General features: G+C 59.2%; 19 protein-coding genes. 16 read left to right on the top strand and 3 right to left on the bottom strand.

Annotation, left to right across the window (positions count from 1 at the left end; genetic code table 11):
- The first annotated feature begins 59 nt into the window (after window positions 1–59).
- From QC815_RS08175 to QC815_RS08165, 3 genes are all read left to right on the top strand, one after another.
- Complete coding sequence (locus QC815_RS08175) at window positions 60–269, top strand: putative motility protein (RefSeq protein ID WP_230448046.1); 210 nt, start codon at window positions 60–62, stop codon at window positions 267–269.
- A gap of 224 nt (window positions 270–493) precedes the next feature.
- A complete protein-coding gene (locus QC815_RS08170; RefSeq protein ID WP_230448047.1) occupies window positions 494–2,083 on the top strand; it encodes a peptide chain release factor 3 in 1,590 nt (529 codons plus the stop codon).
- A gap of 45 nt (window positions 2,084–2,128) precedes the next feature.
- Window positions 2,129–2,899 carry a TatD family hydrolase gene (locus QC815_RS08165; RefSeq protein WP_230448048.1) on the top strand — a complete coding sequence of 257 codons (771 nt, stop codon included), beginning with the start codon at window positions 2,129–2,131 and terminating at the stop codon, window positions 2,897–2,899.
- Here the strand turns inward: QC815_RS08165 and ygfZ are convergent.
- A complete protein-coding gene (ygfZ, locus tag QC815_RS08160; RefSeq protein WP_230448049.1) occupies window positions 2,896–3,858 on the bottom strand; it encodes a CAF17-like 4Fe-4S cluster assembly/insertion protein YgfZ in 963 nt (320 codons plus the stop codon). The two genes, QC815_RS08165 and ygfZ, sit on opposite strands and share 4 nt — an antisense overlap.
- 217 nt (window positions 3,859–4,075) lie before the next feature.
- Between ygfZ and QC815_RS08155 the strand changes: the two genes are divergently transcribed.
- The 7 genes from QC815_RS08155 (at window position 4,076) to QC815_RS08125 (ending at window position 11,753) form a co-directional block, all read left to right on the top strand.
- Window positions 4,076–4,273, top strand: coding sequence for a hypothetical protein (locus QC815_RS08155; RefSeq protein ID WP_230448050.1), 198 nt, complete (start codon window positions 4,076–4,078; stop codon window positions 4,271–4,273).
- Window positions 4,273–4,680 carry an OsmC family protein gene (locus tag QC815_RS08150; RefSeq protein WP_230448051.1) on the top strand — a complete coding sequence of 136 codons (408 nt, stop codon included), beginning with the start codon at window positions 4,273–4,275 and terminating at the stop codon, window positions 4,678–4,680. The genes QC815_RS08155 and QC815_RS08150 overlap by 1 nt, the downstream gene beginning before the upstream one ends.
- Window positions 4,681–4,705: 25 nt before the next feature.
- Complete coding sequence (gene uvrB / locus QC815_RS08145; protein WP_230448052.1) at window positions 4,706–6,730, top strand: excinuclease ABC subunit UvrB; 2,025 nt, start codon at window positions 4,706–4,708, stop codon at window positions 6,728–6,730.
- 3 nt (window positions 6,731–6,733) lie between these two features.
- Window positions 6,734–7,561: an endonuclease VIII gene (gene nei / locus QC815_RS08140; RefSeq protein ID WP_230448053.1), complete on the top strand. Its 828-nt coding sequence runs from the start codon at window positions 6,734–6,736 to the stop codon at window positions 7,559–7,561.
- 179 nt (window positions 7,562–7,740) lie between these two features.
- The gene (locus tag QC815_RS08135; protein WP_230448054.1) at window positions 7,741–9,246 is read left to right on the top strand and encodes a fumarate hydratase; all 1,506 of its coding nucleotides are present in this window, start codon (window positions 7,741–7,743) and stop codon (window positions 9,244–9,246) included.
- Window positions 9,247–9,361: 115 nt separating this feature from the next.
- A complete protein-coding gene (gene cls / locus QC815_RS08130; RefSeq protein WP_230448055.1) occupies window positions 9,362–10,780 on the top strand; it encodes a cardiolipin synthase in 1,419 nt (472 codons plus the stop codon).
- Between the two features lie 55 nt (window positions 10,781–10,835).
- Window positions 10,836–11,753, top strand: coding sequence for a LysR substrate-binding domain-containing protein (locus tag QC815_RS08125; RefSeq protein ID WP_230448056.1), 918 nt, complete (start codon window positions 10,836–10,838; stop codon window positions 11,751–11,753).
- A 3-nt stretch (window positions 11,754–11,756) separates the two neighbouring features.
- Here the strand turns inward: QC815_RS08125 and QC815_RS08120 are convergent, their stop codons facing one another.
- Entirely contained in the window at window positions 11,757–12,854 is a 1,098-nt protein-coding gene (locus QC815_RS08120) for a bifunctional nicotinamide-nucleotide adenylyltransferase/Nudix hydroxylase (protein WP_230448057.1), read from the bottom strand.
- 156 nt (window positions 12,855–13,010) lie between these two features.
- Here QC815_RS08120 and QC815_RS08115 point away from each other — a divergent pair, with 156 nt between their 5' ends.
- Window positions 13,011–13,919, top strand: coding sequence for a YihY/virulence factor BrkB family protein (locus tag QC815_RS08115; RefSeq protein WP_230448058.1), 909 nt, complete (start codon window positions 13,011–13,013; stop codon window positions 13,917–13,919).
- A 9-nt stretch (window positions 13,920–13,928) separates the two neighbouring features.
- On the top strand, window positions 13,929–14,204 hold the full coding sequence (locus QC815_RS08110) for an acylphosphatase (RefSeq protein ID WP_230448059.1): 276 nt from the start codon (window positions 13,929–13,931) through the stop codon (window positions 14,202–14,204).
- Here QC815_RS08110 and QC815_RS08105 read toward each other — a convergent pair.
- Window positions 14,201–15,142, bottom strand: coding sequence for a D-2-hydroxyacid dehydrogenase (locus QC815_RS08105; protein WP_230448060.1), 942 nt, complete (start codon window positions 15,140–15,142; stop codon window positions 14,201–14,203). The genes QC815_RS08110 and QC815_RS08105 overlap by 4 nt on opposite strands.
- Before the next feature lie 180 nt (window positions 15,143–15,322).
- On the opposite strand from QC815_RS08105, the gene QC815_RS08100 reads away from it, so the two are divergent.
- From QC815_RS08100 to ruvA, 4 genes are all read left to right on the top strand, one after another.
- Window positions 15,323–15,607 carry an FmdB family zinc ribbon protein gene (locus QC815_RS08100; RefSeq protein WP_230448181.1) on the top strand — a complete coding sequence of 95 codons (285 nt, stop codon included), beginning with the start codon at window positions 15,323–15,325 and terminating at the stop codon, window positions 15,605–15,607.
- A 63-nt stretch (window positions 15,608–15,670) separates the two neighbouring features.
- Window positions 15,671–17,452, top strand: coding sequence for an aspartate--tRNA ligase (gene aspS / locus QC815_RS08095; protein WP_309767981.1), 1,782 nt, complete (start codon window positions 15,671–15,673; stop codon window positions 17,450–17,452).
- Window positions 17,453–17,523: 71 nt separating this feature from the next.
- Window positions 17,524–18,081 (top strand): crossover junction endodeoxyribonuclease RuvC, encoded by a 558-nt coding sequence (ruvC, locus tag QC815_RS08090; RefSeq protein ID WP_230448062.1) that lies wholly within the window; start codon window positions 17,524–17,526, stop codon window positions 18,079–18,081.
- A 79-nt stretch (window positions 18,082–18,160) separates the two neighbouring features.
- Complete coding sequence (ruvA, locus tag QC815_RS08085; RefSeq protein ID WP_230448063.1) at window positions 18,161–18,772, top strand: Holliday junction branch migration protein RuvA; 612 nt, start codon at window positions 18,161–18,163, stop codon at window positions 18,770–18,772.
- Window positions 18,773–18,807 lie beyond the last annotated feature (35 nt).

Genomic DNA, 18,807 nt, shown 5'->3' with positions numbered 1-18,807 from the left:
CGTGTACAGTGGCTCTTTGCTAGTCTGTTTATACATTCGCACTACACTGAGGTGCCCTTATGGATGTAGCCGTTAGCAATGCGGTAAGCCAATCGCTTTATATGAACCAAGCGCAAACGGCCGAGCAAGCGCAAATGCAGGTATTCAAGGAAGCATTGGATACTCAGGCGCAGCAGGTCAGCGAGATAATGGCGTCCGCCGATACCGGGGCCCAGCCTGATCTCGCAAAAGAAGGCAATGTCGGCACCCAAGTCAACACGTTTGCCTGAGCGCATTGCGGTTAAACAGACGATGCTTTGAAGAAACGCCGGCTAATCCGGCGTTTTTTTATGGATGTTCGCCTAGGCGTGTTCAGTCACAGCAGCGACCTGCACGGCCTGTCGCTTGTGGCTGAATGCGCGCTGTGAAGGTACAATTGCGGCCCATGGCATATCGCTCAGCCGCCGCCGGCTCGCCCTGTGGCCGACTGGGAACACCTTGATGATGAGGCCCGATGAAAGATACCCAATTAGCCCAGGAAGCAGGGCTTAGAAGAACCTTCGCTATCATTTCGCACCCCGATGCCGGTAAAACGACCATTACCGAGAAGATGCTCCTGTTCGGCAATGCGATCCAGTTGGCAGGCTCGGTCAAGAGCAAGCGCAATGACCGTCATGCTACGTCGGATTGGATGAAGATGGAGCAGGAAAGGGGCATCTCGGTGACCACCTCGGTGATGCAGTTCCCCTACGGGGGGCGAATCGTCAATCTGCTCGATACACCCGGTCACGAAGACTTCTCGGAAGATACATACCGTACGCTCACCGCCGTGGATTCCGCCCTGATGGTGATCGATGGCGCGAAGGGCGTCGAGGATCGCACCATCAAGCTGATGGAAGTGTGCCGCTTGCGCACCACGCCGATTCTGACGTTCATCAACAAGATGGATCGCGACATCCGAGACCCGGTCGAGGTGATGGATGAGGTCGAAACGGTGCTCAATATCCAGTGCGCGCCCATGACCTGGCCCATCGGTATGGGGCGGCATTTCCGCGGGGTCTACCATCTCTACAACGATGTGATCCACCTCTATACTCAGGGCCAGGGCAGCCGCATTCCTGAGGACAAGCGCATTGAAGGGCTGGATAATCCCCAAGTCGACGAAATCCTGGGCGAAGAGCAAGCCGAAGAGCTGCGCATGGAAGTCGAGCTGGTGCGCGGCGCTTCCCATGAGTTTGATCTCGAGGCCTATCGTCGCGGTGAGTTGACGCCGGTCTATTTTGGTACGGCGATGGGCAATTTTGGCGTCCGCGAAATGCTGGACGGTTTTGTCGAGTACGCGCCTGCACCGCAAGCCCGTGAAACCGATGTACGCGACGTGCCCGCCGACGATCCGCGTTTCACCGGCTTTGTGTTCAAGATCCAGGCCAACATGGATCCCAACCACCGTGACCGTATTGCCTTCCTGCGGGTGTGTTCGGGCAAGTACGACAAGAACATGAAGATGCGCCACGTGCGTATCGGCAAGGATATCAAGATCGCCGACGCGCTGACCTTCATGGCGTCCGACCGCGCCCAGGTAGAAGAAGCCTGGCCCGGCGACATTATCGGTCTGCACAACCACGGTACAATTCAGATTGGCGATACCTTTACCGTGGGTGAGGATATGCGCTTCACCGGGATCCCGCACTTTGCGCCTGAGCTGTTCAAGCGCGTGCGGCTCAAGGATCCGCTGAAGATGAAGGCGCTGCAGAAAGGCTTGCAGCAGCTTTCGGAAGAGGGGGCTACCCAGGTCTTCATGCCGATCGACAATAACGACCTGATTCTCGGTGCGGTGGGGACGCTGCAGTTTGATGTCGTGGCCCACCGCCTGAAGGAGGAGTACAAGGTTGACTGTCTTTATGAAGGCGTCAATGTGCAGACGGCGCGCTGGGTGTATTGTGAAGATGCCAAGATGCTCGAGGAATTCAAGCGCAAGGCAAGCGCCAACCTGGCCATCGATGGCGGCGGCTACCTGACCTACATCGCGCCGACCCGCGTCAACCTGCAAATGATCCAGGAGCGCTGGCCGGATATCCGCTTCCAGCCCACGCGGGAGCACTAGGCGGTGTACTTCGACTGATCGAGAACCGGCGACAAAGAGGCGAGCATGCTGATTGACGCCCACTGCCACCTTGATTTTGCGGCTTTCGATCCCGACCGAGAGGCGGTGATTGACGCGGCCAGGCGGGCGGGCGTCGAGCATTTCATTGTGCCGGGCACCATGCGTGAACGCTGGCAGCCGGTTCTAGCGCTCGGCGAGCGTGCCCAGTTCAGCGTGTGTGCCGGCCTGCATCCCTACTTCATAGACCAGCACCAAGCGTCAGACCTTGCTGAGCTGGATAGTCTGATCGGTGGACACCCCGACATTGTCGCGGTGGGCGAGTGCGGGATTGACGGGCGCTTTGAGGATACCCTTGAGGCGCAATGGCGATATTTTGACACCCAGCTGGCGTTGGCCAAGCAGCATGAACTACCCGTGGTGGTGCACTGCGTCAAGGCCAACGACAGCGTTGCCAAGCGGCTTCGCCAGCGGGCGCTGGCGCATACGGGGCTTATTCACGCCTTTTCCGGCTCCTATGAACAGGCCAGAAAGTTTATCGATCTTGGCTATTTGCTGGGGCTGGGCGGTGCGGTGACCTACTCCCGCGCCAAACGCCTGCACCGTGTTATTCGTGCGCTGCCCGACGACAGCTTCGTGCTGGAAACGGATAGCCCTGATATGCCGCTCAGCGGCTATCAAGGCCAGCGCAATGAACCATGCCGGGTGAGCGAGGTGTGCAACAGCGTTGCGGCGTTACGCGACCAGACCGTCGAGCAGGTAGCGGCCTTTAGCAGCGCCAATGCACGACGGCTGTTTCGTTTGCCGCCGGAAAGCTAGTTGACTACGCCCATGGCAAGTTGCTCAGGGTCGAGTCGCTCGATGGCGTAGGGCAGTTCCAGCAGGGTTAACGGTACTTCTTCCAGGTGGATGGGCGTCGCTTCGTCTATCACTTTGGTGTTCATCACGGCCAGCAGCTCGACCTTGCCCGTTTCCGTCATGGCGCTGTGTACCACCTCGCCAACCGCTTTCCCGGCATCGCTGAGGATGCTGGCGCCAACGCCGGGCGGTGTCGTCGTCGGTAATTCGGCACGCACCAGGCGCTTTTTGACCTGACCGCGAAAATGCGCCCGAGCCACCACTTCCTGGCCGGTGTAGCAGCCCTTCTTGAAGCTGATACCCCCAAGGGCTTCCCAGTTGAGCATCTGGGGCAAGAAGTGATCCTGCTGAGCCTCGGTCAGCCAGGCCAGGCCGCTGCGAATGTCGGCGAGCTGCCAGGCCGCGCGGCCGGCCTCATCATCGAGCGCTGAGACGTCGCTATCGTCTTCCATGCAGAACAGCCAGCGCGGCGTATCGCCGGGGTAGCACAGTACGCTGGCCTGCGGGTTGGCTGCTTGCGTTCCCGGGGCACCCGGTAACGTCAACGACAGGTTGTCCGCGAGGGCCTGGGCGTTATCGCCGATGCCGATCAGCGGGAGTGCTGGCAGCGGCACCAATTCAGCGCGGTAGAAGGCCGCGAACTTTTTGAGGTGGGCGGTGAGCAACTCGAGCAGTGAGGCGCTGAGCAGTAATCGGTAGTGCTCAGCGCCTACTTTCATCAGTTGGGCGTTGGCCAGCATGCGCCCTTTGGGCGTGCAGAAGCAGGTAAGGGGAGCAAAGCGGCCATCGGCCAGGCTGACCTGGGCACTGGTTTGTCCCTGCAGGAACGTTTCTGCGTCGGGGCCTTTGACGTCCAGCGCAGCGAGATGATGAAGGCGAACACCGCTGTTGAGGGCATCGACTGAGGGGACGGTCGCCATGACAACTCCTGATGAAGGGGGTGGTTGAATCGTGATGCGAATCAATATTGAGTATAAATGTGGGCGATGACCGGCGATTGCAAGGTGCACGCTGCATGCTAGACTCATCCGTCTGTATCAGTTTTGCATAGGGCAAAACCACACCACACCGCTCGGCGAGCCAATCCGGTTGGCATTGACCCGTATTGATACCCTGAATGCGTAACAAGGATAGGCGATGGCACTGCAATCATTAACCTTTCACGGCGTCACATCCGCTGAACAGGTCAATAAAATCACCACCGCGCTGATGATGCTCGACGGCGTCGACAGTGCCGAAGTGGGCCGCTACGGCGCGGAGGTAGTCGGCCGTGTAAAGCGTGAGGCGCTGATCAAGGCCGTTGAAAAACTCAAACTCGGCATAAAGGTAACATGATGCACAAGCCTATTACCGTGATCAGTGAGCGCAACCGCGTCTTTCGTCAGCGCGTCGAGGTGGACGGCCTGGAAGATTTGTACGCCGATGTACCCCCCGTCGTAGGCGGTGACGGTAGCGCGCCGGATCCGCATGACTATTTCGATATCGCCCTGGGAACGTGCAAGGCAATCACGGTTCAGATGTATGCCAAGCGCAAGCAGTGGCCGCTGGAAGGTATTACGGTGACGGTGCAGCGCGATGACAGCCAGGAAGCCAAAGGTGTCTACAAGCTCGCGGTCACGCTTGCTTTTCACGGCATTGATGACCCCGAGCAGCGCGCCAGGCTCGAAGACATCAGCCATCGCTGCCCGATTCAGCGCTTGATGACCCAATCAACCGTGGATATCACGACGAGCACCGAGTAGCTCGCCCTACCCGACAGGAGCAATGATGAGCAAGCCATTCCGGTTGCAATCGAAATTTCAACCCGCAGGCGACCAGCCCAATGCCATCAAGGGACTGATTGGCGGACTTGAGTCGGGGCTTGCCCATCAAACACTGCTGGGTGTCACCGGCTCGGGTAAAACCTTCACGATGGCCAATATCGTTGAGGAGCAACAACGCCCCACTATTGTGATGGCGCCGAATAAAACCCTGGCCGCCCAGCTGTACGGCGAATTCAAGGCGTTTTTTCCCGATAATGCCGTCGAGTACTTCGTTTCCTATTACGATTACTACCAGCCGGAAGCCTATGTGCCGTCATCGGACACCTTTATCGAAAAGGATGCCTCGATCAACGACCATATCGAGCAGATGCGCCTTTCCGCGACCAAGGCGCTGCTGGAGCGTCGTGACGCCCTGATTGTCGTGTCGGTGTCGGCCATATATGGTTTGGGTGACCCTGACCAGTATCTGAAAATGCGCCTGCACTTTACCCGCGGCGAGCTGATTGATCAGCGGGCGTTTCTGCGCCGGCTTGCGGAGCTTCAGTATACGCGCAACGATATGGATTTTCGTCGCGGCACCTACCGGGTGCGCGGCGATGTGATCGATATTTTCCCGGCGGACGCCGAAGAGGAGGCGGTGCGCGTCGAGCTGTTCGATGATGAAATCGACTCGATCCGGCTGTTTGATCCGCTGACCGGTGACGTGCGGGGTCAGGTGCCGCGCATGACGATCTACCCCAAGTCGCATTACGTAACCCCCCGCGAGACCATCCTCGGGGCCATCGATGATATCAAGGCCGAGCTCAAGGAGCGCCTGGAGTGGCTGCGCAAACACGAGCGGCTCGTCGAGGCACAGCGCTTAGAGCAGCGCACTCTCTACGATATCGAAATGATGCTCGAGCTGGGGTACTGCAACGGCATCGAAAACTACTCGCGCTATCTATCGGGTCGCGCGCCCGGCGAGCCGCCGCCGACGTTCTTCGATTACCTGCCCGACGATGCGCTGCTGTTCATCGATGAATCCCATGTCAGCGTGCCTCAGGTGGGGGGCATGTACAAAGGCGACCGTTCGCGCAAAGAAACGCTGGTCGAGTATGGCTTTCGCTTGCCGTCGGCGTTGGACAACCGTCCCATGAAATTTGAGGAGTGGGAGGCGATTTCGCCGCAAACGATTTTTGTCTCGGCAACGCCTGGCCCCTACGAAGCCGACCATGCCGGGCAAATCGTCGAGCAGGTCGTGCGGCCGACGGGGCTGCTGGACCCAGAAATCGAGGTGCGCCCGGCCAGTACCCAGGTCGACGACCTGCTGTCAGAGATCGGCCTGCGCACCGAGGTGGGCGAGCGGGTACTGGTGACGACGCTCACCAAGCGCATGGCCGAAGACCTGACGGAATACCTGGATGATCACGGTATTCGCGTGCGTTATCTGCACTCGGATATCGATACCGTCGAGCGGGTGGAAATCATCCGCGATCTGCGCCTGGGTAAGTTCGACGTCCTGGTGGGGATCAACTTGCTCCGCGAAGGCCTGGATATTCCTGAGGTGTCGCTGGTCGCCATCCTCGATGCCGATAAGGAAGGGTTTCTGCGTAACGAGCGCTCGCTCATCCAGACCATTGGCCGTGCCGCGCGTAACGCCCAGGGCAAAGCTATTCTCTATGGTGACCGGGTGACCGACTCCATGCGCCGGGCGATGGATGAAACCCAGCGTCGGCGTGACAAGCAGAAGGCTCACAACGAGGCCCATGGCATTACCCCCACGACGATTACCCGCTCGGTAACCGACATCATGGAAGCGGCCCAGGCCCCCGGCAAGAAAAACAGCCGTCAGCGCGGCAGCGATCGCAAGGTTGCCGAGAGCGCCGCCGAATACGATACGGCCAACATGAACAAGCACGATTTCCTCACGGCGATCAGCAAGTTGGAAGACTCGATGTTCGAGGCTGCGCAGAATCTAGAGTTCGAGGAAGCCGCTCGTTTGCGCGACCAGCTCAATCAAATGAAAGAAAAACAGCTGGCGCTGGGGTAGGGCATGCCTGAAGGTCCGGAAATCCGTCGCGCGGCGGACAGTATTCAGCGTCAGATCGGCGGCAGGGTGATCGATGAGGCCTGGTTTGCCTTTCCCGAGCTTGCCAAGCAGGCGAGTGCGCTGGAAGGGATCCGCGTCGAGGCGGTGGATACCTGGGGGAAGGCCATGCTGCTGCGCTTTGCCAATCAGCAGGTGCTGTACTCCCACAACCAGCTATATGGCGTTTGGAAACTTCACGATGCAGCAAAGCCTCCTTCCACCAAGCGCTCGCTACGTGTTCGCCTGGTCGCCGACGGTAAAGCAGCAAGCCTGTACAGTGCGTCGGATATTTCGCTCTGGCATCAGCAAGACTTGGCGAAACATCCCTTTTTATCCCGACTGGGGCCGGATTTGCTCAGCCACTCGCTGACCGTCGACGACGTGGCGTCACGGATTACCTCGCGCGCCTTCCTGCGACGCCGGTTGGGTGGCCTGTTACTCGATCAGGGGTTTGTCGCGGGGCTGGGTAATTACCTGCGCTCCGAAATCCTGTTTTTTGCCCAGTGTCACCCCAAGCAGCGTCCGGTTGACTTGACCGAGTACCAGCACTATCAGCTGGCCACCTGCATTATCGACACGACGCGTCAGGCGTATCAGCAGGCGGGCGTCACCAATACCCTGGCCTGGATCGAGCAGGCCATCGCCGCCGGCGAGCCGCGTCGCCAATGGCGGTTCAGCGTTTTCGAGCGCGCGGGGCTTTCCTGTCACCGCTGCGGCGAGGTCATCGAGCGCATGATGGTGGGGTCCAGGCGCCTGTATTGGTGCCCAGGTTGTCAGGTTAATACACCATAGTTTATACCGTTATCTTGCATAACCTGGCATTTGGCAACTTCCTACACCCTTCGTTTCAATGACGTTGGTGTTGCTGCTGGGGAGGGGGCAATACGGTATAATGCTTCAAGCCGAGCAGGCACTTGTGGCAAAGACCGCTAAGGCTGCCGATAAGACGATAACCGAGGAGCTGTTTGTCCATGACCGTGATTCGCCAGGACGACGTGATTCAAAGCGTTGCCGATGCCCTGCAGTATATCTCCTATTACCATCCCAAAGACTTTATCGATGCCATGGCGGCGGCTTATGAGCGCGAAGAAAACCCCGCTGCCAAGGACGCGATCGCGCAGATTCTGATCAACTCGCGGATGTGCGCTACCGGTCACCGGCCGATCTGCCAGGACACCGGCATCGTGACGGTCTTTGTCCACGTGGGCATGCAGGTGACCTGGGACGCCGACATGAGCCTGGACGACATGGTCAACGAGGGCGTGCGCCGTGCCTATCAGCTCCCCGACAATATCCTGCGTGCGTCGGTGCTGGCAGACCCCGACGGCAAGCGTCAGAACACCAAGGACAACACGCCTGCAATTATTCACCATAAGCTTGTGCCGGGTGACAAGGTCGATATTCACGTGGCCGCGAAGGGCGGTGGTAGCGAAGCCAAATCCAAGTTTGCCATGCTCAACCCGTCGGACAGCGTGGTGGACTGGGTGATGGAGCAACTGCCCAAGATGGGGGCCGGCTGGTGTCCGCCGGGCATGCTGGGGATCGGCATTGGCGGTACGGCGGAAAAAGCCATGGAAATCGCCAAGGAAGCGCTGCTGGACCCGATCGATATCCAGGATCTTCAGGCGCGTGGGGCGAGCAACCGCGCCGAGGAACTGCGTCTTGAGCTTTTCGACAAGGTCAACAAAAGCGGCATTGGCGCTCAGGGACTGGGCGGCCTGACCACCGTGCTGGACATCAAGGTCAAGGATTATCCGACCCATGCGGCGAACAAGCCAGTCGCCATCATTCCCAACTGTGCCGCTACCCGTCATGCGCACTTCACCTTGGACGGTTCGGGCCCCGTGGCGCTAGCGGCACCCAAACTCGAAGACTGGCCGGAAATCACCCGCGAAGCGGGCGATAACGTCAAGCGAGTCAATCTCGATACGGTTACGCCGGAAGATGTCAAAACCTGGCAGCCCGGCGACACGCTGCTGCTTAATGGCAAGTTGCTCACCGGTCGCGACGCCGCGCACAAACGCATGGTGGACATGATCGCCAAGGGCGAACCGTTGCCCGTGGACATGAAAGGCCGATTTATTTACTACGTGGGCCCAGTCGACCCCATTGGCGATGAAGTCGTGGGGCCTGCAGGCCCCACGACCGCCACGCGTATGGACAAGTTTACCCGTACCATGCTGGAAGAAACCGGCCTGCTGGGCATGGTCGGCAAGGCCGAAAGGGGACAGGCGGCGATTGACGCGATTCGCGACAATCAGGCGGTGTATCTGATGGCGGTAGGCGGCTCTGCGTACCTCGTTGCCCAGGCGATCAAGCAGTCCCGTGTCGTCGGCTTTGAAGATCTCGGCATGGAAGCGATTTACGAGTTTGAAGTGGAAGACATGCCGGTCACGGTGGCGGTGGATAGCGCAGGCACGTCGGTGCATCAGACCGGGCCCGCCAAGTGGAAGGAGATCATCGCCCAAACGGCTTGAGTTCCCCGCAGACCGAGAATGTTCTAGGCTTGAAAGGCCCCGTCGGTGGCGGGGCCTTTATCCATTCCGGCAAGTACGGCGCACAGGATTGAACACCCATGACAAGGACACCACCATGACCTCGTGGTTGCTAGGGACCGGCATCTTGCTGACCTATGTGCTGGGGATCGTTTCAGCGGTGATGGCGTTGATGTCGAGCCGCACATCCCAGGGGGCCGTTGCCTGGATCATCTCGCTGCTCACCTTTCCCTACGTGGCGGTACCCGCCTATTGGCTGTTCGGGCGGCCGCGGTTCTACGGCTATGTTACCGCCCGTGGCGTGCGCGACAATATCCTGCGCCGCATGCTGGTGCGCTATCGTGCCAATATAGACCCTTATGGCGTGACGTCCAAAAGCGCCGATATTCAGGCGGTTGAACAGCTGGCCATGATGCCGATGACGCATGGTAATCAGGCCAGCTTGCTGATTGATGGCGAAGCGACCTTCGACAGCCTGTTCGCCGGTATGGAGCAAGCTAAGCACTATATTCTGCTGCAGTTTTTCATCGTCCGCGACGATGCTCTCGGTCGCCGCATGATGGGCTATCTTCAGCAGGCCGCTCGCCGCGGCGTGAACATCTACTTTCTCTACGATGAGATGGGCAGTCGTAAACTCAGCGCGCGGTATTTGAACGACTTGATGCAAGCGGGCATCGAGGTCAGCGCTTTTCGCTCATCGCGGGGCTTCAAGCACCCCTTTCAGCTGAACTTTCGCAACCACCGTAAGGTGATGGTGGTTGATGGTCAGCAAGGGTGGCTGGGGGGATTCAACGTCGGCGTCGAGTATCTGGGGGAAGATCCTCATCGCGGCGCCTGGCGCGACACTCACCTCAAACTGCAGGGGCCAAGCGTGATGGGCCTTCAGGAAGCCTTCTGGGAAGACTGGCACTGGGCCACCGGCGAGGTTATCACGCTGGATTGGCAACCCCGGGAAACCTTTGCCAGCAACCACCATGTGGTGGTGGTGCCTTCAGGCCCGGCGGATCGCCAGGATACGGCAAGTCTGCTGATACAGCAGGTGATTCAGAGCGCCCAGGAGCGGCTTTGGGTGACCAGCCCCTATTTCGTTCCAGATCAGGGCGTACAGGATGCGCTGCGCTTGGCCGCCATGCGCGGTGTCGATGTGCGGGTCATGATCCCCGAGCGCCCGGATCATCTGCTGGTTTTCCTCTCGGCTTTTTCATTTCTACCCGATATGCTGCGCGCGGGTGTAAAAATATACCGTTATCTTCCTGGTTTTCTCCATCAAAAAGTGATGCTTGTCGACAACCGAGCCGCCACGGTGGGGACGGTCAATATGGATAATCGTTCTTTCCGGTTAAACTTTGAAATTACGGCATTTATGCCCTGCGAGGCGGTTGCGTCACAGGTCACGCTGATGCTGGAAAAAGACTTTGCTCAATGTCGGCGAATTGGGCTCGATGAAATTGCTCAGCGCCCCTGGTGGAAAAAAGTGGTTTCGCGTGCGGCATACCTGACGGCCCCTATTCAGTAATCAGACGGCTCAGTGCCAAATCCAGCTAGACGACCAGGGTGACAAGGAGTCGTAGGTGAATCTTGAAACAAAATGGCTAGAAGACTTCGTGGCCTTGGCCAATACGCGTAGTTTTTCCGCATCGGCCCGCCAGCGGCATGTCACCCAGCCTGCCTTCAGCCGCCGCATTCGCGCCCTGGAGCAGGCAGTGGGGGTCACGTTGGTGGATCGTTCGACAACGCCGGTCGGCTTGACGTCGGAAGGTCAGCTATTCCTGGTAACGGCACGCAACCTGGTAGAGCAGCTCACTGAATCACTGGGGCATTTGCGCGGGCTTTCAATGGCCAATGAGGCACTGGATATCGTGGCGGCTCATTCGCTGGCCCTGAGCTTTTACCCGCCCTGGATATCCCGGCTGCAAAAGGGGTTGGGTGAGTTGCCTACGCGTTTGGTGGCCATGAACGTGGGCGATGCGATCCATGTGCTGCGCGAGGGCAACTGCGATCTCATGCTCGCCTACTATGACCCCTTTGCCACCATGCAACTGGACGCCGAGGTATTTCCTTCCTTTTCCATCGGCAACGTCAACATGCTGCCGGTGTCGCTACCCGACGCCCAGGGAAACCCCCTGTTTTCGCTCCAGCGCGACAGCTCGGTACCGTATCTTGCGTATACTCAAGGCGCTTTCCTAGGGCGCAGCGTGCGCATGTTGCTCAAGAATGATCCGCTACGCATGAAGCTGCGGACCGTCTACGAAACGGCCATGGCGGAAGGCTTGAAAGGCATGGTGCTACAGGGGGTGGGCGTCGCCTGGATCCCCGATTTCTGTATCCGCGAGGAGCTGAACAGCGGGCGGCTGGTACGTGCCGCGGATGCCAACTGGGATATCCCGCTGGAGATCCGTCTATATCGCTGCTCGTTGGTGCACAAGCCGGGAGTAGAGCGTCTGTGGCGGCAAATGATGAAGCTGCCAAGGGATTTTCTCCAAGGCTAGGGCTCAGGGAACACTGCTGAAATCCGCCGGCAGGCCCAGAAAGTTCTGAATGATGAAGAAATGGTCTTCGAACAGGCTGTCCGGCTCGAGGTCGGCCAGGGCTACCCAGCGAGCCTGATCCCCGCCCTTGACCGGCTTCAGGCGCGGCAGTTGCTGATCGGGGCGCAGAGCAAAATAAAAGGCTTCCGCCAGCGTTCGTCCTCGCCAGCTGCGGTGCGGTTCATCAAACAGCCGCTGCCCCCGGAGCGAGCCTTTGAGAACCGGCTCGGGCACTTTCAAACGAATACGCTCGCGTAGTTCCCGCAGGCAGGCATCCAGCAGCCGTTCGTGGGGGTTGATGAATCCGCCGGGTAACGCCAACAGGCCTTTTCCCGGCGCCGAGGTGCGACGCACCAGCAGGACGTGGCCCGATTGCACCACGACGGCATTGACCGTCACGAAGATCGGCGGGTAGGGGGCTTGTTGCCAGGCCTGTCGATACTGGTCGAGGAGTCGCTGCTCCTCGAGAAGCTGTTCATAGTCAGTGCCACAGCAGAAGTACTGCACCTGTTCAACCACCCCTGGCGGCAAGTCGTGGAAAGCACCCGTGCTGAGATAGTCGTCGGTGGAGCCGGGAGAGCGAAACAGACGTTCGCGGATATGGCTGGCGGAAATCCCCTCGACCAGCGGAACGCTGACCGATTCCCACTGGGGAAATAACGACAGGTAGTAGCTGGACTGGCCTCTGCTGGCTCCAATAAGCCCGATCCGCGGCAGCCTGGCGTTGGTCGGCGCGGCGAGGTCGCGAACCTTGCGTTGCACATCGCGTACCCACACATCGTTGTTGTACAACGCATCGAGCAGCGGGGTGATTTCCAGGCGTTGATTATCTTCTTCGTCGAACCCCGAGCGCAGCATCGCCTGACGCTCTTCGAAGCGCCAAGGGTTGCGTAATGAGCGTGCCTGCCAGGAGGAGCCCACCAATACGATCACCTGACGTGCTTGCTTCAATGCTTCGCGGATAATCGCCAGGTGGCCCAGGTGGGGAGGCTGAAAGCGGCCGATAAATACCAGGCAATCAAAGTCATACGCCGAGGTCGGATGTGGGGCATCGATTGCCATGCAGGCTGTCCTTTATCCGCAGTTAAGTTGATGGGTCATTATGGTGGGCTTGTCGAGGCGGCGCAATCCGGCTCTGCAGCCAACGGTGTGATTGGGTATGCTAGTTATCTTAGGCCATGGATAGTGGGCCCTGTATCAATCCATTAGGGAGTCGTCATGCTCAAACGCAGCGTTTATTTCTGGGGCAATGTGATCAAGGACTCAGCGACGCTTTGGCTGCAACGTAATGCCTTCAGCTACGCGGGTTCCCTGGCGTTCTATACGCTTTTCTCGCTGGCACCGACGATCATTATTGCGGTAAGCGTGATCGGCCTGGTGCTGGGTGAAGAAGCCGCGCAGGGACAGATCGTGGCGCAACTGCAAAGCACCATGGGCGCCGAGGCTGCCTCGGTGGTTGAGCAGGCCGTCGCCCAGTCTCGCATCCAGGAGGCCGGTATCATGCCGACCCTGTTAGGGGTGGCGGCGCTGATGGTAGGTGCCACCACGGTATTTGCGCAAATGCAGTTTTCGCTCAATACCATCTGGGGGGTGACAGCCAAGCCGACGGCCAATGGCGCGCTGGTGTTCATTAAAAATCGTTTGCTGTCATTGACCGTCGTGCTCTCCATCGGCTTTATCCTGATGGTGTCGTTGGTGCTTGGGGTGGCGATTCGCGGCGCGCTGGGGGCCGCCGATAATCTGCTGCCCTACGTCGGTTTATTGAGCCAGCTCGCCGAGTCCCTGGTATCGTTGATAGTCGTGGCGATGCTGTTCGCGACCATATTCAAGGTGTTGCCCGATGTGGTGCTGAGTTGGCAGGATGTGTTGATCGGCGCGCTGGTGACCGCCGTGCTGTTTACCATCGGCCGCAGCGTCATTGCTGTCTATCTTGCCTACACGGCAACGGCGTCAACCTACGGGGCTGCAGGCTCGGTGGTGATGGTATTGCTGTGGGTTTACTACTCATCGCTCATCCTGCTGTTTGGTGCGGCGTTCACGCGGTCACTGTTGATTCGCCGGGGGCGTCCGTTAGTGCCGCGCAATAGCGCCATCCTTGTCAAGCATCAAGAACACCACCCGGAATAGGAGAGAGCCATGGCAGAGTGTTGTGTACGCGCCTGGGTGACGGGAAAAGTACAGGGGGTGTGGTTTCGTCGTTCCACCCAGCATCAGGCGCTTGAGTACCGTCTTACCGGCTATGCGAAAAACCTGCCCGATGGTCGTGTCGAAGTATTGCTGTGCGGAAGCCGTGATGCGGTCAAGACCGTCAGCGAATGGTTATGGCAGGGGCCGGAAGGGGCGCAGGTGACCCACGTCGAACTCGACGTGCTCGATCAGTGCCACGCCCCGGATCATTTCGCGACGTATTAATGTGCCGCTTGCCACTGCCGGATGTTGTCAGCGGTGAGGCTGACCACGTTTTGGCGTGCTTCCGGTGTGATCCAGGCATTATGCGGCGTGACGATCAGGTTCAGCGGCTCATTTAGTGCCGATAGCAATGGATGGCCGTCCCGAGGAGGTTCCTGGGGCAGGACGTCCACGGCGAGACCGCCGATTTGGTTGTCTCTCAGCGCTGCCAGGGCAGCCTCTTCATCGATAATGCCGCCGCGGGCGCAGTTGATCAGCAGCAGCGACGACTTGGCTCTGGCAAGACGTGTGGCGTTGATCAAGTGCCAGGTGGCTTCGTTGAGTGGGCAGTGAAGGCTGATCACGTCGGCGTCGGGCAGCAGGTCGTCGAGCGATGCCCGTGGGTCGTTCGCTTCATCGCCGGGACGCGCCGCGAAGCTTATGCGCATGCCGAGGGCCTCGGCCAGCCGTGCAACTTCCGATCCCAGCTCACCTTGCCCGACCATGACAAGATGTTTGCCCGCCAGCTGAAGCGTCGGGTAATCCTGCAGACAGAAAAAGTCGCTTTGCTGCCAGGCGCCTGTCGCTACATCGCGCTGATAGCGCGGTAATCGGTTGGCCAGCGTCAACATCAGCATCAAGGTATGTTGCGATACGCTGGCCGTGCCGTAGGCCGTCACGTTCTTGACCTCGATGCCCTGGTGTTTAGCGGCGTCCAGGTCAATGTTGTTGAGCCCGGTGGCGAGTACGCAGATCAGCTTGAGCGAGGGCAGCTGCTTAAGCGTGTCGGCATCCAGAACCACCTTGTTGACGATCGCGATATCGGTATCCGCCAGGCGCTCCCGGGCCTGCTGGGTGGTGCTCTGGCCGAATACCTCAAGGTTGGATACCTCGTTGCGGATCGCCGCCAGATCGATCTGAGGGCCAAGGCTCTCGGCATCCAGTATCACTGCATTGGGCATTTTCTCATCTCCATTACCTACCGAGGGTGGATAGCCTTGCTCGGCAGGGGGCACAAAAGGGTATAATAGCGTCTCGTGATCAACTATCGCCTTGGAATTTATCCCGACTGGCCGCATATCGCAGCTTGGCAGCATTTATGTCGCTGTTTTGTCGGAGTTGAGCTTTCTGGAGTCATCAACATGCCCATCTATGAATATGAGTGCAAGGCCTGCGGCCATCGCCTGGATAAATTGCAGAAAATCAGCGCGGATCCGTTAACGGACTGTCCTGCCTGTGAAAGTGCCAGCCTGTCACGCCTCGTGTCGGCGGCAGGTTTCCGGCTGGCAGGCGGCGGTTGGTACGAAACCGATTTCAAGACCGGCAGCAAAAAGAACCTGGCTGCTGACGCAAAGCCAGCGGGGACAGACGCCGGTAGCAAGAACGCTGCCGGTGACGCTGCATCGAAAAAAGGCACGGCGGCCTAGCCGCCGCGCCAGGGCCGGAAAGGCTCACGAACACTTTTGCCACGAAACACAACAGGATGAAACATGCGCAGTCATTATTGCGGCCAGCTTAACGAAACATTGGTAGACCAGACGGTCACCGTATGCGGATGGGTACATCGCCGCCGTGACCACGGTGGGGTCATCTTCCTCGATATGCGCGACCGCGATGGCGTCGCGCAGTTCGTGGTCGATCCGGATACCGCCGAGGCGTTTGCCAATGCCGACCGCGCTCGCAGCGAATTTGTACTGCGCATTACAGGCCGGGTTCGTCTACGTCCGGAAGGCACGCAAAATCCCAACATGCCTACCGGGATGATCGAAGTACTGGCAAAAGATGTTGAGGTGCTCAATACCGCCGTAACACCGCCTTTCCAGCTCGACGAGCACGGTAAGGTAGGCGAGGAAGTGCGTCTCAAGCACCGCTATATCGATCTGCGTCGGCCTGACATGATCGACAAGCTGCGCCTGCGTTCGCGTATTTCGCACACCGTCCGTGCGTTTCTCGAAAACCAGGGGTTCCTGGACATCGAAACACCGGTGTTGACGCGCGCCACGCCTGAAGGCGCACGGGATTACCTGGTGCCCAGCCGCACCCATGCGGGCAGCTTCTTCGCGCTGCCCCAGTCGCCTCAGCTGTTCAAGCAGCTGTTGATGGTTGCCGGGTTCGATCGCTACTACCAGATTGCCAAATGTTTCCGCGACGAAGACCTGCGTGCGGATCGTCAGCCCGAGTTTACGCAAATCGATATCGAGGCTTCTTTTGTCGAAGAGCAAGATATCATGGGCATTACCGAGTCGATGATTCGCCAGCTTTTCAAGGAAGTGCTTGATGTCGAGCTGGCCGACTTCCCGCGCATGACGTGGCAGGACGCCATGGATCGTTTCGGCTCCGACAAGCCCGACTTGCGCATCCCGCTTGAGCTGACCGATGTCGACGACCTGATGCAGCAGGTGGACTTCAAGGTGTTCTCAGGCCCGGCGAACGCCGACGATGGACGCGTTGCCGCGCTCAAAGTCCCCGGTGGCGCTTCGCTGTCGCGTAAGGAAATCGACGAGTACACCAAGTTCGTCGGTATCTACGGTGCCAAGGGCCTGGCCTGGATCAAGGTCAACGAGCGCGCCAAGGGCCTGGACGGGCTTCAGTCACCCATCGTCAAGTTCATGGAAAACATCGTCGAGGATCTGCTTGACCGCGTCGACGCCAAAGATGGCGACATCATTTTCTTTGGCGCCGACAAGGCACGCATCGTCAACGAAGCCATTGGCGCGCTGCGCGTCAAGCTGGGCGCGGATCTCGAGCTGTACACCCAGGATTGGTCGCCGCTGTGGGTAGTGGACTTTCCGATGTTCGAGGCGGACGATAACGGTCGCCTGAGCCCGCTTCACCATCCGTTTACCGCGCCTTCCTGCTCGCCGGAAGCCCTCAAGGACGACCCGGCAAGCGCACTCTCCCGCGCTTACGACATGGTGCTCAACGGCACCGAGCTGGGCGGCGGGTCGATCCGTATTCACGACCAGACCATGCAGCGCACGGTGTTCGATATTTTGGGTATCAGCGATGCGGAAGCACAGGAAAAATTCGGTTTCCTGCTGGACGCTCTTCAGTACGGCGCGCCGCCCCATGGCGGTCTGGCCTTTGGTCTCGACCGCCTGGTCATGTTGATGGCCGGTGCCAAGACGATTCGCGAAGTGATCGCCTTCCCGAAAACCCAGAGCGCTGCGTGTCTGATGACCGACGCACCGGGCGAGGTGAGCTCAGAGCAGCTCAAGGATCTCAACATTCGCCTGCGTCAGAAAGCCAAGGCGGATTCGACCGCCGAATAAGTGCTCGATCAGCCCTCCACACCGGCGCTCAGGCGTCGGTGTTTTTGTATGAACTACCCGAGTATTGTCGTATGCAGACGTCATCCGCTCCCTCAGCGGTGCGCATTCTAGGGATTGACCCGGGATCGCGGATTACCGGCTACGGCGTCATTGAGCTGGCAGGCGTCGTGCCCCGATACGTCGCCAGCGGCTGTATTCGGACGGCGGAGGGCGCCCTGGAGCAGCGGTTGGCGCAAATATACGCCGGGCTCAGCGAAGTGGTGGGCCTCCATCGGCCCAACGCCGTCGCCATCGAGCGCGTCTTCATGGCCAAGAATCCTGATTCGGCGCTCAAGCTTGGCCAGGCACGCGGGGCAGCGCTGGTGTGTATGGCCAATCACGGCCTGGCCATTGAGGAATACGCCGCCCGCCAGATCAAGCAAGCGGTGACCGGCCAGGGCGGTGCCGACAAATTGCAGGTACAGCATATGGTCACGGCCATCCTGCAGCTTGCGGCCGCTCCCCAGGCCGACGCTGCCGACGCCTTGGCCATCGCATTGACCCACGCCTACGCTAGTCAGGCCCCTCAGGCACTCTCAACCCGAGGAGCAGGGCGTCGCCGTTCAACAGGCCGCTGGCGACTTTCCTGACGGCAAGCTGCTGACCACTGGTCATCTGTACAGAGTCGCTTTATAGTGGCGACTGTCTTTGTTTAGCGTGAGCGTAACTATGATTGGACGGCTTCAAGGCCCGTTGATTGAGAAACAGCCTCCCTGGATAGTGGTTGACGTGCACGGCGTGGGGTACGAACTGGAGACCTCGATGACCACCCTGGTCTCACTGCCAGCGGTTGGCGAACAGGTTTTTTTGTATACCCATTTGAGTATTCGCGATGACGCCCACCTGCTGTATGGGTTTGGCCGCGAGCACGAGCGCGCTCTGTTCCGCGCCCTGATCAAGGTAAATGGCGTTGGCCCCAAGCTGGCGTTGGCCATTCTGTCAGGCATGGATGAAGATGCCTTCATGCGTTGTGTACGCGACGATGACAGCAAGGCACTGACCAAGCTGCCCGGTGTTGGCAAGAAAACTGCCGAGCGCTTGATCATTGAAATGCGTGACCGCTTTGCGCAGTGGGAAAACGGGGGGGACGCGACGCTCCCGCTGGAGGCGGCCAATGGGCAAGCGGCGAGCTACCGCAATAGCGTGGCGGATGCGGAAGCGGCGCTTGTGAGTCTTGGTTACAAACTCACCGAGGCGTCCAAAATGCTGGCCGATCTCGATGGTTCCCAGTCCACCGAGGCGCTCATCAAGGCGGCACTGACACAGCGGATGAAAGGCTGATCGCGAAAGATGGTCGCGGTTTAACGACGGACGTA

This window comes from Vreelandella gomseomensis (assembly GCF_031451645.1).
GTDB lineage: Bacteria > Pseudomonadota > Gammaproteobacteria > Pseudomonadales > Halomonadaceae > Vreelandella > Vreelandella gomseomensis.
This window is presented reverse-complemented; position numbering and strand designations above follow the sequence as displayed.